Source organism: Neorhizobium sp. P12A, assembly GCF_008365395.1.
GTDB lineage: Bacteria > Pseudomonadota > Alphaproteobacteria > Rhizobiales > Rhizobiaceae > Rhizobium.
In genome coordinates, this window is the sequence record NZ_QOVX01000009.1 from 162,622 (window position 1) to 181,729 (window position 19,108).

The window sequence follows — 19,108 nt, forward strand, 5'->3', positions numbered from 1 at the left end:
GATCGGGACAAAAGCGATGCTAAACAGCGCCAGCCCACATCGGAAAGCTGAATTGAGGTTTCAGCAAAACCTGCATTTCGGTCGTGGCATCACGCGCAATTCTGGCAAGCAGGACGCGCCCCATCCGCTCACCAGTATCGGTCAGGTCTTCGTAGATGGTCTCGACCTTGGGCTGGATCTGGCTCAACAATTTCGAAGTGCGCTTGGCAACGACATCATATTCCTTGCCCAGTGTCAGACCGTGGTCGCCCATCCCGGTTATGGTCGCCAGCGCCGAGACCTCGCCCCCACAGGCAAACCCGTCAGGCGCATTCGGCTGCGCTGCCCGCCGACTCATGAAATCTCTGATCTGGTCCACGGGACAGTCCAGATTGATTTCCTCGGGGATTTCGTAATCAACTCCCGCTTCGCGAACAGCCGTCATGAAACCGTGCAGCATGTGCTGCGAGAAAGTCAGTCTTCTCGGGGGGAGAATGATCATCGGCCTTTGCCGACCACGCGAAATCAAGCGCTTAGTCGCCTCGTAAGCGAAACTGAAATTGTCGAAATCAACATAGGGGTGCTCGGTCGTGAACTCCGTCCTTCCGTGGGTGACGAAGGGGAAACCGGTTTCGAGCAGCAGCCGAACGCGCGGGTCAAAAGGCTCGGTCCGGGAAAATATCAGCCCGTCCGCCATGCCGTTGCGCACAAGATAGCGCACGGCATCGACATTGCTGCCATTTATGAAGTTGGGCGTGATGATGAGATGATAGGGTGTGTCCTTCAGCGCCTTGGCCAATCCATGCATGAGAGAAATGCCGTAGCCGAGGATTTCCTCGTGCGGATCGAGCAGGACGCCGATGACGTTCGTCTTGCCGGTTTTCAGGCGTTGCGCGGCGCGGTCAGGCAGATAGCCGATCTGGGCTGCGACCTCATGAACCCGCTTTCGCGTTTCGACCGAAATCTGCGGAGCGTTTCCAAGCGCCCGGGAGACCGTCGTAACAGCAAACCCAGTCATTTCGGAAATCGTGCGGAGCGTCGGCTTGGTGCTTTTGCGTACGGGCGCCGGGGAGGACGCCGATCTTCCGGGGGTGTCTTTCAAGGGAATACTCGGCCAGCATCGAATTAACCGCTTTGTACGCCGTTCGGCCGGTAAGTGCAAATGCATTTGCAGAAACGTTTGCGGTGGTTTACCAACGCGAATCTCCGTGGCATCACGGAAATTATTTGCAGAAATATTTCATATTATCAATGATTTAACAGAATCGCTGAAATGGCCGACGGGGACTTGACTTCCGAGAATTTATAACGTTTTAAATATTTTTGCGGTGAGTGAGGCCGCGCTGGGAGAATTGCTTCCCGCTGAACGCGGGACGGCTTTGAGGGGAGCGAAGGATTGCCTTCGCTTGGACGACTTGCAAACGGGAGGATTACGATGCGCAAGTTCATGGTAACAACGGCAATAGCAGCGCTGATGGCGGCGGGCTGCGGCGCAGCTCATGCGGCTGACGTCAAGGAAGTCCAGATGCTTCACTGGTGGACGTCGGGCGGCGAAGCAGCGGCGCTCAACGTGCTCAAGGGCGATCTGGCCAAGGAAGGCTTTGCGTGGAAGGACGTGCCTGTCGCGGGCGGCGGCGGCGACGCTGCCATGACCGCGCTGAAGGCGATGGTCGCAGCAGGCACTTATCCGACGGCATCGCAGATGCTCGGATACACCGTTCTCGACTATGCACAGGCCGGCGTCATGGGCGACCTGACCGAGACCGCCAAGAAGGAAGGCTGGGACAAGGCCGTTCCGGCGGCTCTGCAGAAATTTTCCGTCTATGACGGCAAATGGGTTGCCGCACCGGTCAACGTGCACTCCGTCAACTGGCTTTGGATCAACAAGGCCGTCATGGACAAGATCGGCGGCACGCAGCCGAAGACTTTCGACGATCTGATCGCGTTGCTTGACAAGGCGAAGGCTGCAGGCGTCGTTCCGCTCGCGCTCGGCGGCCAGAACTGGCAGGAAGCCACGATGTTCGACTCGATCGTTCTTTCGACGGGTGGACCGGAATTCTACAAGAAGGCTTTCAACGATCTCGATGAGGATTCGCTGAAGTCCGACACGATGAAGAAGTCCTTCGACAACCTCGCAACGATCATCAAGTATGTCGATCCGAACTTCTCCGGCCGCGATTGGAACCTTGCAACCGCAATGGTCATCAAGGGCGACGCTCTCGTCCAGGTCATGGGCGATTGGGCCAAGGGCGAATTCGTCGCAGCCAAGAAGACCCCGGATAAGGACTTCCTTTGCTACCGCTTCCCGGGCACCGAAGGCAGCGTGATCTACAACTCGGACATGTTCGGCATGTTCAACGTGCCGGCAGACCGCAAGGCAGCTCAGGTTGCTCTGGCGACAGCGACACTCTCGAAGAGCTTCCAGTCGGCATTCAACGTCGTAAAGGGATCGGTCCCGGCCCGCACTGACGTGCCTGACACCGCTTTCGACGCTTGCGGCAAGAAGGGCATGGCCGACCTGAAGGCTGCCAACAGCGGCGGCACTCTTTTCGGCTCGCTGGCCCAGGGCTACGGCGCACCACCTGCCGTTGCCAATGCCTACAAGGACGTCGTGTCCAAGTTCGTCCACGGCCAGATCAAGACATCCGACCAGGCGGTTACCGAGCTGGTCAAGGCAATCGACGACGCCAAGTAAGCTTCTCCTCTGCGAACGGCTTCTCCCCCGCTTCACGCGGGGGAGTTCAAGCGACCAAGTCCCTGGGAGGGGATGATATCAATGAGCACCGTTACAAGCCCCCAAATCAGCCTGACACCGGAGCGTGCTCAGCGAAATTCCATCCGTACGCGAATGCAGAATGCGCTGCCGAAGATCGTGCTCGCGCCCAGCTTTCTGATAACGCTGTTTTTCGTCTACGGCTTCATCGTCTGGACCGCTTATCTCTCCTTCACCAACTCCAAGACTTTCCCCAACTACACGCTGACGGGCGCACGCGCCTATCAAAGACTTTGGGGCTGGACGTTCGAGAGCGATCCTCCGTCCAGTTGGTATACCTCGATCACCAACATGGCCATCTTCGGCCTACTCTATATCGGCATCTGCCTGGCGCTCGGCCTTCTGCTCGCAATCCTGCTTGATCAGAAGATCCGCGGCGAAGGCGTACTCCGGCCGATCTATCTCTATCCGATGGCGCTGTCCTTCATCGTGACCGGCGTTGCCTGGAAATGGTTTCTCGATCCCGGTCTCGGACTGGAGCAAACGCTGCATCACTGGGGCTGGACCAGTTTTCACTTCGACTGGATAAAGAACAAGGACTTCGTGATCTACACGGTCGTCATCGCCGGCGTATGGCAGGCTTCCGGCTTCGTCATGGCCATGTTCCTGGCAGGCTTGCGCGGCATCGATGGGGAGATCTTGAAAGCGGCGCAGATCGATGGCGCAACCCCGTTTCAGCTCTATCGACGCATCATCATCCCGCTTCTGCGGCCGATCTTCCTTTCGGCCTTTATCGTGCTCGCCCACATGGCGATCAAATCATACGACCTGGTGGTCGCGCTCACGAGCGGCGGGCCGGGCGGATCGGCATGGCTGCCCTCGAACTTCATGTACGAATACACCTTCAAGCGAAATGAGATGGCAGTGGGATCGGCCAGCGCCATCATCATGCTGATGACGATCACCGCCATCATCGTTCCCTATCTCTATTCCGAGCTTCGGGAGAAAGCACGATGAGCGTCGCCATATCTTCGGACGCCGGACGTCACCTCAGCAGAATGAGATTGCTCAACCGGATCGTGATTTACGGGCTCCTCCTTCTCTTCGCGATCGTCTACCTGATGCCGCTGTTCGTCATGCTGGTGACCTCATTCAAGACGATGGACGAGATCCAGAACGGCAATATGTTGGCGCTGCCGACATCGGCGACCATCGAGCCTTGGATCAAGGCCTGGGACCAGGCCTGCGTCGGCCTGACCTGCGCCGGCATCAAGGGCTACTTCTGGAACTCCATCAAGATGGTGGTTCCCGCAGTGTTGATCTCCACATTGCTCGGCGCGTTGAACGGCTACGTGCTGACCAAATGGCGTTTCCGCGGCCACACGCTGGTGTTCGGACTGATGCTGTTTGCCTGCTTCATTCCTTTCCAGTCGGTGCTGCTGCCGATGGCGACGATCCTCGGCAGCCTTGGACGCTTCGGTGGTACGCTGCAGGGTGCCACTGGTTTCACTTTCGGCTTCGGCAATCCGACCGTCAATCTCGTCTTCGTGCATGTCGTCTATGGTCTCGGCTTCACGACCCTGTTCTTCCGCAATTTCTATGAAGCCTTCCCCACCGAGCTGATCAAGGCTGCCCAGGTGGACGGCGCAGGCTTCTTCCAGATCTTCCGGCGGATCGTGCTTCCGAATTCGGTTCCGATCATCGTGGTGACGGTCATCTACCAGTTCACCAACATCTGGAACGACTTCCTCTTTGCCTCGGCTTACGCCGGGACCGGGGATTCCATGCCCATGACCGTCGCATTGAACAACGTCGTCAACACATCGACCGGCGTGGTCGAATACAACGTCAATATGGCAGCGGCGATGATCGCAGCCATGCCCACTCTTATCGTCTATGTCGTCGCCGGCCGCTACTTCGTGCGCGGACTGATGGCAGGCGCCGTCAAAGGATAACCCATGGCTTTCCTCGAAATTTCTGGTCTTCGGAAGCGCTTCGGCTCCCTGGAAATCCTCAAGGGGATCAATCTCGAGCTGGAGAAGGGCGGCTTTCTCGTGCTCGTCGGCCCCTCGGGTTGCGGCAAATCCACGTTGCTGAATACCATTGCGGGTCTGGAAACAGTCACCGAAGGCGAGATCCGTGTCGACGGCCGCGCCATCGGCGATCTGCATCCCTCCAAGCGCGATATCGCAATGGTGTTCCAGAGCTATGCGCTCTATCCCAACATGACCGTCGCGGGAAACATATCCTTCGGCATGGAGATGCGCGGCGTCCCCGCAGACGAGCGCAAGAAGGCGATCGATAAAGTCGCGAAAGTGCTGCAGATCAGCCATCTGCTCGACCGCAAGCCGAGCCAGCTCTCCGGCGGCCAGCGCCAGCGCGTGGCGATGGGGCGGGCCCTCGTTCGCGATCCCAAACTGTTCCTGTTCGACGAACCGCTGTCCAATCTCGATGCCAAACTGCGCGTAGACATGCGCATCGAAATCAAGCGTCTGCATGCGGCGACTGGAACGTCCATCGTCTATGTCACCCACGACCAGATCGAGGCGATGACCCTCGCCACCAAGATCGCCGTGATGCGCGACGGGGAAGTGCAGCAGTTCGGAACGCCCGCCGAGATATACAATAACCCGGCCAATCTCTTTGTGGCTGACTTCATGGGATCGCCCGCCATGAACCTTCTAACTGCAACGGTTGAGGGCTCCGGCAACGACCTTCATGTTTCGCTGCCGCGGCCCGATGCTCAGCCAATACGATTGCCGGCGACGCATGTCTCGGGCCTGTCGTCCTATTCCGGGAAGCAGATCATATTCGGCATACGCCCCGAAGCGCTGACCGACACTGACGGTGCGGACAAGAACGCCCGTTCGCTCGTTGAAAGCGACTGCCTGATCGACGTTGTGGAGCCGGCAGGCTCCGATACGTTCGCGGTAACGAAGCTCGGCAACAAGGAAGTTGTCGCCCGCCTAAGAGCCGATGCCCGCATAGCGCCCGGACAGAATGCGCGCCTGGCATTCAATCTCGACAAGGCCGTATATTTCGATCCGCAAAGCCAGCAGCGGATCGCTTGAGCGCCGCTCAATAGCTGATTGGATGGAATTCCAAACCGGCGCCGCGCAACCCTATTCAGGCTGCGCGGTTAGATGGACGATCGCCCTTGCGACAACCGTCCATTCGATTCGATTGGGAACGGTCAGTTCCCTGCCGCCAGCTTGTCCTGGGTCTTTGTATCGAAATCGTTGGCGTCGTGACGTTCATGCAACTGGCTTGACGGTTCGCCGGAGACGCGGTTGACCATGCGCCCGCGCTTCACTGCCGGCCGATCGCCGATCAGATTCGCCCAGCGCTGAACATTCTCGTAGCTTTCGACCTGCAGGAATTCCGCAGCGCCATACTGCCATCCCTTCACGAGACCGCCATACCAGGGCCAGATTGCGATGTCGGCAATGGTGTATTCTGCTCCCGCCATATATTCGCTTTCCGCAAGGCGGCGATCGAGCACATCGAGCTGGCGCTTCACTTCCATCGCGAAACGGTCGATTGCATATTCGATCTTCGACGGCGCATAGGCATAGAAATGGCCAAAGCCGCCGCCGAGATAGGGCGCGCTGCCCATCTGCCAGAACAGCCAAGACAGGCATTCTGCGCGCTTGGCCGGGTCAGTCGGCAGGAATTCGCCGAACTTTTCCGCGAGATACATCAGGATTGAACCGGATTCGAAAACGCGGATCGGCTTTTCGCTGCTGCGGTCCATCAGCGCCGGTATCTTGGAATTCGGGTTGATGTCGACGAAACCGCTACCGAACTGGTCGCCATCGCCGATCTTGATCAGCCACGCGTCGTATTCCGCACCGTTGTGGCCAAGCGCCAGCAGCTCTTCCAGCATGATGGTGACCTTCACGCCGTTCGGCGTTCCCAGCGAATACAGCTGGAGGGGATGACGGCCGATCGGCAGTTCCTTGTCATGCGTCGGTCCAGCGATCGGGCGGTTGATATTGGCAAACCGGCCTCCGCTTTCCTTATTCCAGGTCCAGATCTTCGGGGGCGTATATTCGGACGAATCGGTCATTCCTAAACTCCTGGCGTTTGCTGCTGCGAGCGATCACGAGACCTCGCCTGCTCCCTTGGGACATAACAGACGCAACCAGCCCTTGTCAGCGGCAAGCGTCTCTCCTGGTGTCATCTGCCGGTTCAAAAAAGATTTACCGAGCGCGTCCGGCCTCACCGAAAGCCGGTCGCCTACCATAGTTTTGATCTTGAGGTGAAAAAACCTTTTCCCACTTGACAGCGACAATGAGAAAAGGTTTTCTCAATCGAAAATTCAGGAGGATAGGCTGAACACAAAAGGAGGAAAGCTCGGGCGAATTACGATCCACGACGTAGCTGCGGCTGCGGATGTCAGTATTTCGACAGCATCGAAGGCACTCAACGACACTGGCCGCATGGCGGACGAGACGCGGGAGCGGGTAAAGCGAGTTGCGAGCGAAATTGGGTTCCGGCCGAATGCGCTGGCGCGTGGGTTGCTCAGCAAACGCAGTTTCACGATCGGTCTTCTGACGAACGATACCTATGGGCGATTCACCCTGCCCCTGATGGCCGGGGTGTCCGACGCTCTTGTCGATCATGGCGTGTCTGTCTTTCTGTGTGCGATCGAGGATGATCCGGCGCTCGGTCAGATCCACGTGGACGCCATGCTCGACAAGCAGGTCGACGGGATTATCGCGACGGGAAAGCGCGTGGATAGACGGTTACCTGTCGATCTGTCGAACCTGTCCGTTCCGGTGGTCTACGCCTTCACCGAGGGAGATCAGGAGAGCGTGACGTTTCGGTCGGATGACGCCCAGGGCGCAACGCTTGCCACCGAATGGCTGATGAAATGCGGACGGCGCCGTTTGTTGCATATTACCGGCCCGGAGCAATTCTTCTCGGTGCGGGAGCGTGCCAATGCTTTCTGCAAGGTGGCAGGCGAAAGTGAGCCTGTAATGTTCGGCGCTTGGTCCGAGAGTTGGGGACATGAGGCCGTTGAAAAGACATGGAGCCGCGAAGACGATAAGCCGGATGGCATCTTCTGCGGCAACGACCAGATCGCCCGCGGGGTGATCGACGCGCTTCGGGAACGCGGCGTTCGTGTCCCGCAGGAGGTGTCGGTGGTCGGTTTCGACAATTGGGAAATCGTCGCCGACCAGACAAGGCCGCCGCTGACGACTGTCGACATGGAGTTGAAGGAGCTTGGGCGACAGGCGGGCCTGACTGTTCTTGCGCTTGCGGAGGGGCGTCAGGTCGAGCCGGGTGTCAGGAAACTGCCGTGCCGACTCGTCGTGCGGCAATCATGCGGGGCCGATGAAAGCCCCTAAGGGGAATTGGGAAACGGCGCGAAGGAGACGCGCCACAACGGGAGGAATGTCATGATCAAGCGTCTACTGGCCGCGACCGGCATCGCGACCTTATGCCTGGTATCAGCCGCTTCGGCGGGCGAAACCATTCAGATGTGGGTCCGGTCCGGCATCGGAGACTCTTTCAAGAAGGTCGTCGAGGGCTATAACGCCAGTCACGACAACAAGGTGGAGGCGACGGAAGTCCCCTTCTCGGAACTGGTGCAGAAATATGCGACCGCCATCGCCGGCGGCCAGGCGCCCGATGCGCTTTCGATGGACCTTATTTATACACCGGCCTTTGCCGCTGCCGGCCAGCTTGAAGACCTGACGGACTGGGCAAAGAGCCTGCCCTATTTCAATTCGCTTTCGCCATCGCATGTTCGCTTGGGGACTTACCAAGGCCACATCTATGGCCTGCCTCTTTCGGTCGAGACCTCCGTATTCGCCTGGAACAAGGATCTCTACAAGAAAGCGGGTCTCGATCCGGACAGGGCGCCGACCACCTGGGACGAGATCGAATCCAATGCCGAAAAGATCCGCAAGCTTGGGGATGATACCTACGGCTTCTACTTCTCCGGCGGCGGTTGCGGCGGCTGCATGATCTTCACCTTCACACCCCTCATCTGGGGTGCCGGCGCGGATATCCTTTCCGATGATGGCAAGAAGGCAACGCTCGATACGCCTGAAATGCGAAAGGCGGTCGGATACTATCGCGACATGATCAAGAAGGACCTCGTGCCTGCCGGCGCTGCCAGCGACAACGGCGCAAACTTCCTGACCTTCACCAACGGCAAGATCGGCCAGCAGAGCCTCGGCGCCTTTGCGATCGGCACGCTGGTGACGCAGCATCCGGACATCAATTTCGGCGTGACGCTGATCCCTGGCGTCAACGGCAAGCCGTCCTCATTTGCTGGCGGCGACAACTTCGTCATCACCAAGGGGACGAAGAAGATCGCGGCAGTGAAGGATTTCCTTGAATATATCTATTCAATGGACGGCCAGAAGATCATGGCAAAATACGGCAGTCTGCCGACACGCGGTGATATCGCCGACAAGGTGCTTGAGGGGCTCGATCCCAGAATGCAGGTCGGCCTGAAGGCGATTTCGGTCGCAAAGACGCCCTATACGCTGCAGTTCAACGACCTGATCAACAGCGCCAACGGCCCCTGGGCGACTTTCACCAACGCAGCAATGTTCAGCGATGACGTCGACGGCGCATTTGCCAATGCACAGTCGGAAATGCAGTCGATCATAGACAGCGGCCAATAAGTCTCTCCCGGCCGTGGCCGGAGGGTGTGGCAGCCTTCCGGTCGATTTCTCATCCATCATGCGGAGTGTTCAAATGACCGCTGCCGGTCGAACAGATGCGTCGCCTGTGCGTCGACGAAGACGCAGGAAGGCGGGTTGGCGCGGGCTTTTCTACATCGCCCCTGCCATGGCGCTGGTGATCGTGTTTTTCGTCATACCTGTCATCTTCACCGGCTGGATGAGCCTGCACAACTGGCCCTTGATGGGCGCCTCGCGCTGGATCGGCTTTGCGAACTATACCCGTATGTTGCACGACAACCGCTTCATGACCGCCCTGGGCTTCACCGCCAATTATACGATCGTCGTGACGATCGCGATCTTCGCCATCGCATTTCCGCTCGCGATCTTCGTAGAGCGCGAACGGCGCTTCGTCAGCACCTATCGAACGATCATCTTCCTGCCCGTTGTCGTCGGCCTCGCCACCGCATCGCTGCTTTGGGTATGGCTCGCCAACGTCGACAGCGGCTTCATCGGCCCGGCATTGAAGGCGCTCGGCCTGGTCGAGAAAAACCCCAATCTGCTGGCGAGCTTCGACACGGCATTCCTGACCGTCATCGTCATGGTCGTCTGGAAGATCGCCGGGTTCACCATGGTCATCCTCCTGACCGGCTTGCAGGCGATTCCATCAGAACTGACGGAAGCGGCTCGCATCGACGGCGCTGGCCGCTGGCAACGCTTCCGCCATCTGACGCTGCCGCTGATGCGCAAGACCATTGCGCTCGCGCTCATCGTCTCGGTGACGGGTTCGATCCTTGCCTTTGACCAGTTCTACATCATGACATCGGGCGGACCGCAGAACCGGATGATCTCCGTCGTCTACTACATCTTCATCCAGTCATTCGTGTCCTTCAATCTCGGCTACGGTGCCGCCCTCTCGATCGCGCTGCTCGCCATTCTCGTCATCATCAGCGTTGCGCAGCTCTGGCTGCTCAGGGTCGGGGAGGAACGGCCATGAGCCTTTCCAAACAGCGCCGCGCCCGCAAGGCCCTTCGCGCCAACACAACCTATCATGTCATCGGAATCGTCGTATCGATCTTCTTTGCGGCACCGTTCATCATTACTTTCCTGTCGTCTTTCCGGCATGGCACAGAGGCAAGCCTTGCGCCCCTGCCACCCTGGCCGACAACGGGATTCAGCATCGATTCCTATAAGCTGCTGGATACGTTCGGGGCTGGCATCTGGCGCCATACACTGAACTCGCTGGTGGTCTCGATCGCGACCGTCGTCCTGACCGTCGCGGTGAGCCTGCTGGCCGGCTATGGCTTCTCCCGCTACCGGTTCCCGCTGAAGAACATGCTGTTCGTGCTGATTATCGCAACGCTGATGATCCCGTTTCAGTCGATCCTCACGCCGCTCTTTATCATCCTCGCAAGGCTCGGATTGAACAATTCGCTGCTGGGGCTGACGCTCGTCTACGTGACGCTGCAGCTTCCCTTCTCCGTCTTCATGATGCGCAACGCCTTCGACGCCGTGCCGAAGGAGATCGAGGAAGCGGCCCGGATCGATGGCGCGCGTGACCTGAGGCTGCTTGCCCGCGTGCTGCTGCCACTTGTCTTGCCGGGCGTCGCCACCGTTGCGATCTTCGCCTTTCTGAACGCCTGGAACGAGTTCCTCGCCGCTCTCGTCCTGCTCTCCAGCAACGAGAAATACACACTGCCCGTTTTGATGACGGCCGTGCGCGCCGGGCGTCTTGGCGCCATCAACTGGGGCGCGGTCCAAGCCGGTGTCGTTGTCATGACGATCCCTTGCCTCATCGTCTTCCTGCTTCTGCAACGCTACTACATGCGCGGGCTGATGGCCGGCGCAGTGAAATGACTTTCAAGAGAAATGGATGAAACCATGACAAACACCACGAGAGACCGCCAGTTCCGTCCCCTCCCCGTTCCCAGCGTCGATCTCTACGGCCTCTTCGGCGACCGCCAGGACGCCATCTGTGACTCAACCGCGAAGACATTGCTCGACCGCTGTGTCGAAGCCGGCATGGTGCGGGCGATCGACGTCAGCCAACCAAGCCCGGGCATCGTCATACCCATTCAGCCCTGGGGCGGCACGACCCAGATGTTTTGGGACAGCGACCTTGGAAAATCGATCGAGACTGTCGCCTACTCGCTTTATCGTCGCGCCAATCCCGAGCTCGAGGCTCGCGTCGATGCGATCATCGACCTCTACGAGAAGATGCAGGACGAAGACGGTTATCTGAATGCCTGGTTCCAGCGTGTCCAACCCGATCGCCGCTGGACCAATCTGCGCGATCATCACGAGCTCTACTGCGCCGGCCACCTCATCGAGGGCGCCGTCGCCTACTATCAAGCGACCGGAAAGCGCAAGCTCTTGGATATCATGAGCCGCTACGCCGACTACATGATCAAGATCTTCGGGCGTGGCGAGGGCCAGATTGCCGGCTATTGCGGCCACGAGGAGATCGAGTTGGCCCTGATCAAGCTTGCCCGCGTAACCGGCGAGAAGAAGTATCTTGATCTCTCGAAATACTTCATCGACGAACGCGGCACCGAGCCGCATTTCTTCACCGCGGAAGCCGTCCGTGACGGACGTGACGCGGCCGACTTCCACCAGAAGACCTATCAGTATGGACAGGCGCATCAGCCGGTGCGCGAGCAGAAGAAGGTCGTCGGCCACGCCGTGCGCGCGATGTATCTCTATTCCGGCATGGCCGATATCGCCACTGAGTACAATGACGACAGCCTGACCGCGGCGCTGGAGACACTGTGGGACGACCTGACGACGAAGCAGATGTATGTGACCGGCGGCATCGGCCCCGCGGCGGCCAACGAAGGCTTCACCGACTATTACGATTTGCCGAACGAAAGCGCCTATGCGGAGACCTGCGCCTCCGTCGGTCTGGTTTTCTGGGCGAACCGCATGCTCGGCCGCGGCCCGAACCGGCGCTATGCTGATGTCATGGAACAGGCGCTCTATAACGGCGCGATGGCCGGACTTTCGCTCGATGGCAAGACGTTCTTCTATGAGAACCCGCTCGAAAGCGCCGGCAAGCATCACCGCTGGGTCTGGCACCATTGCCCCTGCTGCCCGCCGAACATCGCCCGTCTGCTCGCCTCCGTCGGCTCCTATATGTATGCGATCGCCGAAGACGAGATCGCGGTGCACCTCTACGGCGAAAGCAAGGCCCGCTTCGAGCTTGCCGGGGCAAGAGTAGAGCTCGCGCAGAAGACCAACTATCCCTGGGACGGTGCGATCCGCTTCGATGTCACGACTGACAAACTTGCGCGCTTTGCCCTCTCGCTCCGGATCCCGGAATGGGCGGATGGGTCGGCGCTCAAGGTCAACGGCGAAACCGTCGATATCCAGTCCATAAGCGTCGACGGCTATGCCCGCATCGAACGTGAATGGAAGAGCGGCGACAACGTCGATCTCAATATTCCGCTTGAAACGCGAGCACTTTTCGCCAACCCGCTCGTGCGCCAGGATGCGGGCCGTACCGCGCTCATGCGCGGCCCAATGGTCTATTGCGTCGAGGCGACAGACAACGGCGCAGGTCTCAACGGCATCGAACTCGCAGGCGACGTGTCCAGGGCAACGACAAGCGAAATCGCAGGGCTGCGCGGGGCCATCGCGCTCGATCTTCCCGTCAGGCGCGACGAGGCGGACTGGGGCAATGCACTCTACCGGACCACGCCGCCCAAGACCAGGGATGCCACGGTGCGCTTCGTGCCCTATCCTTTCTGGGACAACAGGCAGCCCGGCGAGATGCTCGTCTGGGTTCGAGCGGGCGAACGTCACGGTGAGTAAGATGGCCGATACCGGTGTAGTGCTGACCGATATCCGCAAAAATTTCGGCAGCCTTGAGGTGATCCACGGCATCGATCTCGAGATCGCCGAGGGCTCCTTCGTCGTCTTCGTCGGCCCGTCCGGTTGCGGCAAGTCGACATTGCTTCGCATGATTGCCGGTCTTGAAGACGTGACGGATGGCGAGATCGAGATCAAGGGGCGCAATGTCACTGATCTCGATCCCTCCGACCGCGGCATCGCCATGGTCTTCCAGTCCTACGCGCTCTACCCACACATGAGCGTTCGCGAAAATCTCGCCTTCGGCCTCAAGATGGCGCGGACGCAGGCGGCCGAAATCGGCATGCGCGTCAAGGCAGCGTCCTCGATCCTGAAGATCGACCATCTTCTGGAACGCCGGCCGGGCCAGCTATCCGGCGGCCAGCGCCAACGTGTTGCGATCGGCCGCGCCATCGTGCGCAAGCCGGATGTCTTCCTCTTCGATGAGCCACTGTCGAACCTGGATGCGGAACTGCGTGTCTCGATGCGTATCGAGATCGCCCGCCTGCATCGCGAGCTCGGCAACACGATGATCTATGTGACGCATGATCAGACCGAGGCCATGACGCTGGCTGACAAGATCGTCGTCCTGCGTGACGGTCGGATCGAGCAGACCGGAACGCCACGGGAAGTCTATGAGGACCCCGCGAATATCTTCGTGGCCGGCTTCATCGGTTCACCACGAATGAACCTCCTGCAAGCCACTTGGGACAGCGATGGGGCAATACGCCTCGGCGCCAACCGGCTGTCGTCTGCAATCACGGCAGGCAGTCTGTTGCCGGGCGACAAGCTGACATTCGGTATCCGTCCCGAACATTTTACGCTTTGCGCAGGCGGAGCAGAAGCCTTGCCGGCCAAGGTGGATTTTTCGGAGTATCTCGGAGGAACGCAATATCTGTATTGCCAGCTGGAGGATGGCCAGTCGGTTACGGTCGAATACCGCTCATCCGCTCCGATCGCCGCCGGCGAGCCGGTTCACCTTGGCTGCTCACCCGCGGACAGGCGGTTCTTCGATGCCGAGGGGCGACGTCTCTTGTGACGCATTGTCAGCATCAGGGCGATGACCGGTTGCCAAAGGGGAATGACGGCTGATAGTCAGTATACCCATCCGCCTGATTTCCACAGATGAGTGACGAGATCATGACCCTTGCCGATGCGCGTGCCTTCCTCACCTCCCTTTTCGATGCCGCTGTTGAAGCCGCCAATCCGTTGACAGGCATACGCGCCAATCTGCCCGCAAAGCCCAAGGGTCGCACTGTCGTCATCGGCGCGGGCAAAGGGTCGGCGCAGATGGCTGCCGCCCTTGAGCAATGCTGGGACGGGCCGCTCGAAGGGCTGGTCGTCACCCGCTACGGCTTTGCGACCAAATGCGAGCATATCGAAATCATCGAGGCCTCCCATCCCGTTCCCGATGCAGCAGGCCTTGTGGCATCGCGCCGCCTGCTGAAGCTTGTCGAGGGCCTGACGGAAGACGACCTGGTGATTGCGCTGATCTCCGGCGGAGGTTCGGCTCTTTTGCCCTCTCCCGCCGGCGACCTGACGCTGGAAGACGAGATCGCTGTCAACAAGGCGCTTCTCGCCTCGGGTGCGCCGATCGCCACCATGAACGTCATCCGGAAGCATCTGTCGACGATCAAGGGCGGCCGGCTTGCCGCGGCGGCCTATCCCGCGCGCGTCGTATCGCTGGTCGTGTCCGATATTCCAGGTGACGATCCCGCTCTCGTTGCTTCCGGCCCGACCGTTCCCGGCGTCGGCACGCGCGGCGAAGCGCTCGACCTGATCCGCCTCTACAAGATCGAGCTGCCGGCTGCCGTCATGGCTCACATGGAAAAAGCCGAAGCGGACGCGCCGCGGACGGACGATCCGCGTTTTGCGCGCAACGAAGTCCACGTCATCGCTTCTGCCGGAGTCTCTCTGGAGGCAGCAGCGGAGACCGCCCGCAAGGCCGGTATCGAAGCGGCGATCCTTTCCGATGCCATCGAGGGTGAGGCGCGCGAGGCGGCCCATATGCATGCCGCGATCGCCCGCGAGATCCTTCATCGCGACCGTCCCTTCACAAAGCCGATCGTGCTTCTGTCGGGCGGCGAGACGACGGTGACGCTGACCGGCAAGGGCAAGGGCGGACGCAACTCGGAATTCCTGCTGTCGCTGGCGATTGACATCGATGGCCATGCCGGCATCCATGCCATGGCCGCCGATACCGACGGCATCGACGGCAGCGAGGATAATGCCGGCGCTTTTGCGGATGCAGGCACGGTCGCACGCCTGCGCTCGACAGGCATCGATCCGGCAGTGATGCTTCGCAACAATGACGCCTGGTCCGCCTTCAATGCGATCGACGACCTCTTCGTTCCCGGCCCGACCGGAACGAACGTCAATGATTTGCGGGCGATCCTGATCAATCCCGATGATTGAAAAATGAGCGGATGATCGGTCGTCAGCACCCGACAACAAAGGCCGATCTGACATAGCGGTCCCTACGATTTTTGCAGGCGGCTAAGACGTTGCGTGTGCTCCCGATTCGGACGCGGGCACGCACAACACCCCTCAAGCAAGACCGAAACAATGCTCATCAAGATCGGTTTGATCCGACCGTCGATGTCGGCTCGGGAAATTAGGAAGTAAAACCTGTCGTTGAGAGAATAATCAAGCGTCAGGCAAGGTTCCTCCTGAAGCATCCGCAGATCATCAAAGTGAGGACTGCAAAGCAGGGGACGTTTTCCACCTGCTCACCGCGATGGTTGGTTCTAGTCAACGGTCTCTGAGGGTGAACATGCCAGTTATTACATTTGCAAATACCAAGGGGGGCGCCGGCAAAACGACCGTCGCACTCGTTCTAGCAGACGAACTCGCACGCCAAAATAAGCGGGTCGCTGTCGTCGATGCCGACCCGCAACAGTGGGTCTCGCGTTGGAGCAGGCTTTCCGCCGCGGCTGTAAATTTCACGGTCGTTTCGGATATAGATGAAAGCTCTATCGAGCAGAGCATCAAGACGCTCAAGAAAAAGATGGACTATATCATCGTCGACCTGCCAGGTGGCTTCAGCCCCCTGCTCGCAAAAGCGATCGGCCTGTCCGACCATGTTTTCGTGCCGGTTCAAGGTTGTGCAATGGATGCCGTCGGTGGTGCGCAGGTGCTTGAAATCCTGAAAGAGCTGGAGGCGAAGTGCGATATCAGGATCGCACACTCCGTCGTCTTGACTCGCGTCAGTTCCATCATCACGACAAGAGCGCTGCTGACCGTGAAGGCCATGCTGGCACGGCAGAAGGTCCACGTGCTCGACACGGCCCTGATCGAGCGTGCAGCGTTCCGCGACATGTTCAATGCCGGCGGAACAATCTCCATGATGAACCCGCAAGGCGTCAGCAACCTGGACAAGGCGCAGCACAATGCGCGGCTGCTCGCAGACGAGGTTCAACGCCTCGTTCCCCTCGAGGCTGCACCGGTGAAAGCTCCGCGGAAGCGGGCCGCTACCACCAAAAAGGCGGCTTAGTCCGCTCAGCCCCCGGAAATGCCCGCGTAACGGGCATTTCCGATCGACGGCAGCGTAAATGCCTTCCGCCGTTACATCAGCGTTTACCGTAACATACTCCCGCTGCCGTAGAATTCGTGCTATCTAATAATGCACCGGCAGAGGGGAGATAAATTCTGTGACGATCGCCGCATCGATCACTTTTGCGACTGCCCACATGGTCGCATTCGGGGAAGACAACCATACCGACCGGACCACCGATCTCCTGAAGCTTCGGAGTTATCACAACACCAGTCAGATCGGCACTCCCGACAAGTCCGCGAGGCCGTCCTTGCCGGCGGACTTGATACCAATCGACTTTAGGGTTGGCACGAATAATCAACCCTCGATCCGGAGGTGACGAGATGAGATGGCTGGCGATCGTCCTTTTTCTGTCTCTTTTCCCGACGATCGCGCAGGCGCAAAGTGCTGCACCCCCTCAAGCCAAGATCAACGATCTCGTGCGTCTGCTGCAGGATCCGGAGATGAAGGCATGGCTGGACAGCCAGAAACCTTCGACCGCCGCGGCCTCGCCGGCCGCCAAGGCCGACACCGATCTCCAGGACTGGGATCAACAGACGCGCGCGAGCGTCAACCAGATCGTTTCGGCAATTCCGAGAATACCATCCGAGATCGCCGCCGCGTCCGCACGGACAAGGGCGGACGCCATCTCGCACGGCTACGCACCTGTCATGATTATTTTCGCTATCATGGTCGCAATCGGGATCATCATAGAGCGATTGTTTCTCCGTCTCTACGCCTCGCGATCTCGAAAATTGGCCAACGCCACCACAAGCCGCCTGTCCGAGTTTATTCCGATCGGTGTTTTCACGGTCGTCATTGGGCTGATTTTCTTCGCCTTTGATTGGCCTCCGCTCGCCCGCACCGCCCTCCTGGCCTATCTGCTCGCCTTCATCGCATATCGTTGCCTTTCCGTTGTCACGGGCTTCATCGTCGATAGCGGTCCGCTGCGCCGGCGGGTATTGCTCTTCATAGGCGTTTTGGCCTTCGCGACCGCCACCGCCAAGCTTGGCCCGCCGCTCGGCGTCGATCCCGCCGTCACCAAAGCGATCTCCTTCTGTTTCTCGGCCATCCTCTTTCTGATCGCAATGGAAGCGATATGGCGGACGTCAAAACAATCGCGAACAACCAAAGGCATATTGAGCCTTTGGCTGCTTGGCATCTGGGTGCTCTGGTGCCTCAGCCTCAAGGGTCTTGTCTGGATCGGTATCTATATACTGATACTGCCTCCCATTTTGAGGGCAGTAGGAAAAACCGTGGCAGAAGCCCTCACCCCGCCAGACGGGTCGCCCGGCGACGATATCAAAACCGTCCTTTTTGTCCGTGGCAGTCGCGCATGCGTCATAGCACTGGCGGTCGGATGGCTGGCCGTCGTCTGGCACCTCAATCCAGAATCGCTGGCACATCAAGATCCAACCTTGAGCGCAATCGTCCACGGACTGTTGAAGGGTATCATCATCCTGCTCATCGCCGATCTTGTCTGGCAAATGGCCAAGGCCTTCATAGACAGAAGACTCAAAACATTTTCAGCCGATCCTTCCGTCGAAGGCAAGGAGGCTGCAAGCCAGCATCGCATCGCCACGTTGCTGCCGATCTTCAAGAACGCGCTCGCCGTCTTGGTGCTCGTCGCCACCGCGCTGACCGTGCTTGCCGAGCTCGGCGTTCAGATCGGCCCGCTCATCGCCGGTGCCGGCATATTTGGTGTGGCAATTGGTTTCGGATCGCAGACGCTGGTAAAGGACGTCATCAGTGGCATCTTCTACATGCTCGACGATGCCTTCCGCGTCGGCGAATACATCCAGAGCGGCAGCTACAAGGGAACGGTCGAATCCTTCAGCCTTCGCTCCGTCCGCTTGCGCCACCACCGTGGCCCCATCTTCACCGTGCCCTTTGGATCCCTGGGAGCGGTTCAGAACATGAGCCGCGACTGGGTTATCGACAAGTTCATGCTCCGCGTCCCCTTCGACACCGACATTGCCCAGGTGAAGAGGCTGGTGAAGGGTGTGGGGGCCGAGATGATGGCAGACCCGGAATTGGCACCCTTCATCATTCAGACGGTCAAGATGAAAGGCGTCGAACAGATCGGCGACTTCGGGATCGAGCTGAGCTTCGCCTTTACCGCACATCCCGGACATCAGTCGGCGGTCCGCCGACGCGCCTATACGATGATCCGTGATGCTTTCAGGACTAACGGTATAGACTTCGCCCAGCCCACCGTCCAGGTCGGAGGCGAGGAGAAGGCCGCCAGCGCAGCCGCAGCATCGGCGTCCCATAACATGGCTGTCCAGAAAGCCGCACTGGCCGCCGGCGGGGGCGAAGGCCAGTCCTGATCGAAGCACATGCAAGTGGGGGGATTGCCATCGGGCAGCCAGTCGCCTGACAACGCAGCCGCTCCCT

The 19,108-nt window shown here is 59.3% G+C and carries 15 protein-coding genes; 13 read left to right on the forward strand and 2 right to left on the reverse strand.

The window, feature by feature from the left end; translation table 11 throughout:
• Nucleotides 1–19 precede the first annotated feature (19 nt).
• Complete coding sequence (locus DTW90_RS23210) at nt 20–1,147, reverse strand: LacI family transcriptional regulator (RefSeq protein ID WP_132526344.1); 1,128 nt, start codon at nt 1,145–1,147, stop codon at nt 20–22.
• A 267-nt stretch (nt 1,148–1,414) separates the two neighbouring features.
• On the opposite strand from DTW90_RS23210, the gene DTW90_RS23215 reads away from it, so the two are divergent.
• From DTW90_RS23215 to DTW90_RS23230, 4 genes are all read left to right on the forward strand, one after another.
• Nucleotides 1,415–2,674, forward strand: coding sequence for an ABC transporter substrate-binding protein (locus tag DTW90_RS23215; protein ID WP_132526346.1), 1,260 nt, complete (start codon nt 1,415–1,417; stop codon nt 2,672–2,674).
• 81 nt (nt 2,675–2,755) lie between these two features.
• Nucleotides 2,756–3,709 (forward strand): sugar ABC transporter permease, encoded by a 954-nt coding sequence (locus DTW90_RS23220; RefSeq protein WP_132526348.1) that lies wholly within the window; start codon nt 2,756–2,758, stop codon nt 3,707–3,709.
• Nucleotides 3,706–4,647: a carbohydrate ABC transporter permease gene (locus tag DTW90_RS23225; RefSeq protein ID WP_132526350.1), complete on the forward strand. Its 942-nt coding sequence runs from the start codon at nt 3,706–3,708 to the stop codon at nt 4,645–4,647. The genes DTW90_RS23220 and DTW90_RS23225 overlap by 4 nt, the downstream gene beginning before the upstream one ends.
• Nucleotides 4,648–4,650: 3 nt before the next feature.
• On the forward strand, nt 4,651–5,763 hold the full coding sequence (locus DTW90_RS23230; RefSeq protein WP_132526352.1) for an ABC transporter ATP-binding protein: 1,113 nt from the start codon (nt 4,651–4,653) through the stop codon (nt 5,761–5,763).
• Between the two features lie 122 nt (nt 5,764–5,885).
• Here the strand turns inward: DTW90_RS23230 and yghU are convergent, their stop codons facing one another.
• Complete coding sequence (gene yghU / locus DTW90_RS23235) at nt 5,886–6,761, reverse strand: glutathione-dependent disulfide-bond oxidoreductase (protein WP_132526354.1); 876 nt, start codon at nt 6,759–6,761, stop codon at nt 5,886–5,888.
• Nucleotides 6,762–7,011: 250 nt separating this feature from the next.
• On the opposite strand from yghU, the gene DTW90_RS23240 reads away from it, so the two are divergent.
• From DTW90_RS23240 to DTW90_RS23280, 9 genes are all read left to right on the forward strand, one after another.
• Nucleotides 7,012–8,046, forward strand: a complete 1,035-nt coding sequence (locus DTW90_RS23240) for a LacI family DNA-binding transcriptional regulator (protein WP_348633757.1) — start codon at nt 7,012–7,014, stop codon at nt 8,044–8,046.
• Between the two features lie 51 nt (nt 8,047–8,097).
• Nucleotides 8,098–9,336, forward strand: coding sequence for a sugar ABC transporter substrate-binding protein (locus DTW90_RS23245; protein ID WP_149341267.1), 1,239 nt, complete (start codon nt 8,098–8,100; stop codon nt 9,334–9,336).
• Nucleotides 9,337–9,409: 73 nt separating this feature from the next.
• Complete coding sequence (locus DTW90_RS23250; RefSeq protein ID WP_132526360.1) at nt 9,410–10,330, forward strand: sugar ABC transporter permease; 921 nt, start codon at nt 9,410–9,412, stop codon at nt 10,328–10,330.
• Nucleotides 10,327–11,190 (forward strand): carbohydrate ABC transporter permease, encoded by an 864-nt coding sequence (locus tag DTW90_RS23255; protein WP_132526362.1) that lies wholly within the window; start codon nt 10,327–10,329, stop codon nt 11,188–11,190. The genes DTW90_RS23250 and DTW90_RS23255 overlap by 4 nt, the downstream gene beginning before the upstream one ends.
• Nucleotides 11,191–11,214: 24 nt before the next feature.
• Nucleotides 11,215–13,143 carry a glycoside hydrolase family 127 protein gene (locus DTW90_RS23260; RefSeq protein WP_149341269.1) on the forward strand — a complete coding sequence of 643 codons (1,929 nt, stop codon included), beginning with the start codon at nt 11,215–11,217 and terminating at the stop codon, nt 13,141–13,143.
• Nucleotide 13,144: 1 nt separating this feature from the next.
• Nucleotides 13,145–14,218 carry a sn-glycerol-3-phosphate ABC transporter ATP-binding protein UgpC gene (ugpC, locus tag DTW90_RS23265; protein ID WP_132526366.1) on the forward strand — a complete coding sequence of 358 codons (1,074 nt, stop codon included), beginning with the start codon at nt 13,145–13,147 and terminating at the stop codon, nt 14,216–14,218.
• A 101-nt stretch (nt 14,219–14,319) separates the two neighbouring features.
• Entirely contained in the window at nt 14,320–15,594 is a 1,275-nt protein-coding gene (locus tag DTW90_RS23270) for a glycerate kinase (RefSeq protein ID WP_149341312.1), read from the forward strand.
• A 358-nt stretch (nt 15,595–15,952) separates the two neighbouring features.
• On the forward strand, nt 15,953–16,672 hold the full coding sequence (locus DTW90_RS23275; protein WP_149341271.1) for a ParA family protein: 720 nt from the start codon (nt 15,953–15,955) through the stop codon (nt 16,670–16,672).
• Between the two features lie 383 nt (nt 16,673–17,055).
• Nucleotides 17,056–19,041 carry a mechanosensitive ion channel domain-containing protein gene (locus tag DTW90_RS23280; protein ID WP_149341273.1) on the forward strand — a complete coding sequence of 662 codons (1,986 nt, stop codon included), beginning with the start codon at nt 17,056–17,058 and terminating at the stop codon, nt 19,039–19,041.
• Nucleotides 19,042–19,108 lie beyond the last annotated feature (67 nt).

Excerpts from the sequence above, each read along its gene's own strand:
- DTW90_RS23210 (WP_132526344.1), bottom strand. The coding sequence starts at position 1,147 with ATGCATTTGCACTTACCGGCCGAACGGCGTACAAAGCGGTTAATTCGA.
- DTW90_RS23215 (WP_132526346.1), top strand. The coding sequence starts at position 1,415 with ATGCGCAAGTTCATGGTAACAACGGCAATAGCAGCGCTGATGGCGGCG.
- DTW90_RS23220 (WP_132526348.1), top strand. The coding sequence starts at position 2,756 with ATGAGCACCGTTACAAGCCCCCAAATCAGCCTGACACCGGAGCGTGCT.
- DTW90_RS23225 (WP_132526350.1), top strand. The coding sequence starts at position 3,706 with ATGAGCGTCGCCATATCTTCGGACGCCGGACGTCACCTCAGCAGAATG.
- DTW90_RS23230 (WP_132526352.1), top strand. The coding sequence starts at position 4,651 with ATGGCTTTCCTCGAAATTTCTGGTCTTCGGAAGCGCTTCGGCTCCCTG.
- yghU (WP_132526354.1), bottom strand. The coding sequence starts at position 6,761 with ATGACCGATTCGTCCGAATATACGCCCCCGAAGATCTGGACCTGGAAT.
- DTW90_RS23245 (WP_149341267.1), top strand. The coding sequence starts at position 8,098 with ATGATCAAGCGTCTACTGGCCGCGACCGGCATCGCGACCTTATGCCTG.
- DTW90_RS23250 (WP_132526360.1), top strand. The coding sequence starts at position 9,410 with ATGACCGCTGCCGGTCGAACAGATGCGTCGCCTGTGCGTCGACGAAGA.
- DTW90_RS23255 (WP_132526362.1), top strand. The coding sequence starts at position 10,327 with ATGAGCCTTTCCAAACAGCGCCGCGCCCGCAAGGCCCTTCGCGCCAAC.
- DTW90_RS23260 (WP_149341269.1), top strand. The coding sequence starts at position 11,215 with ATGACAAACACCACGAGAGACCGCCAGTTCCGTCCCCTCCCCGTTCCC.
- ugpC (WP_132526366.1), top strand. The coding sequence starts at position 13,145 with ATGGCCGATACCGGTGTAGTGCTGACCGATATCCGCAAAAATTTCGGC.
- DTW90_RS23270 (WP_149341312.1), top strand. The coding sequence starts at position 14,320 with ATGACCCTTGCCGATGCGCGTGCCTTCCTCACCTCCCTTTTCGATGCC.
- DTW90_RS23275 (WP_149341271.1), top strand. The coding sequence starts at position 15,953 with ATGCCAGTTATTACATTTGCAAATACCAAGGGGGGCGCCGGCAAAACG.
- DTW90_RS23280 (WP_149341273.1), top strand. The coding sequence starts at position 17,056 with ATGAGATGGCTGGCGATCGTCCTTTTTCTGTCTCTTTTCCCGACGATC.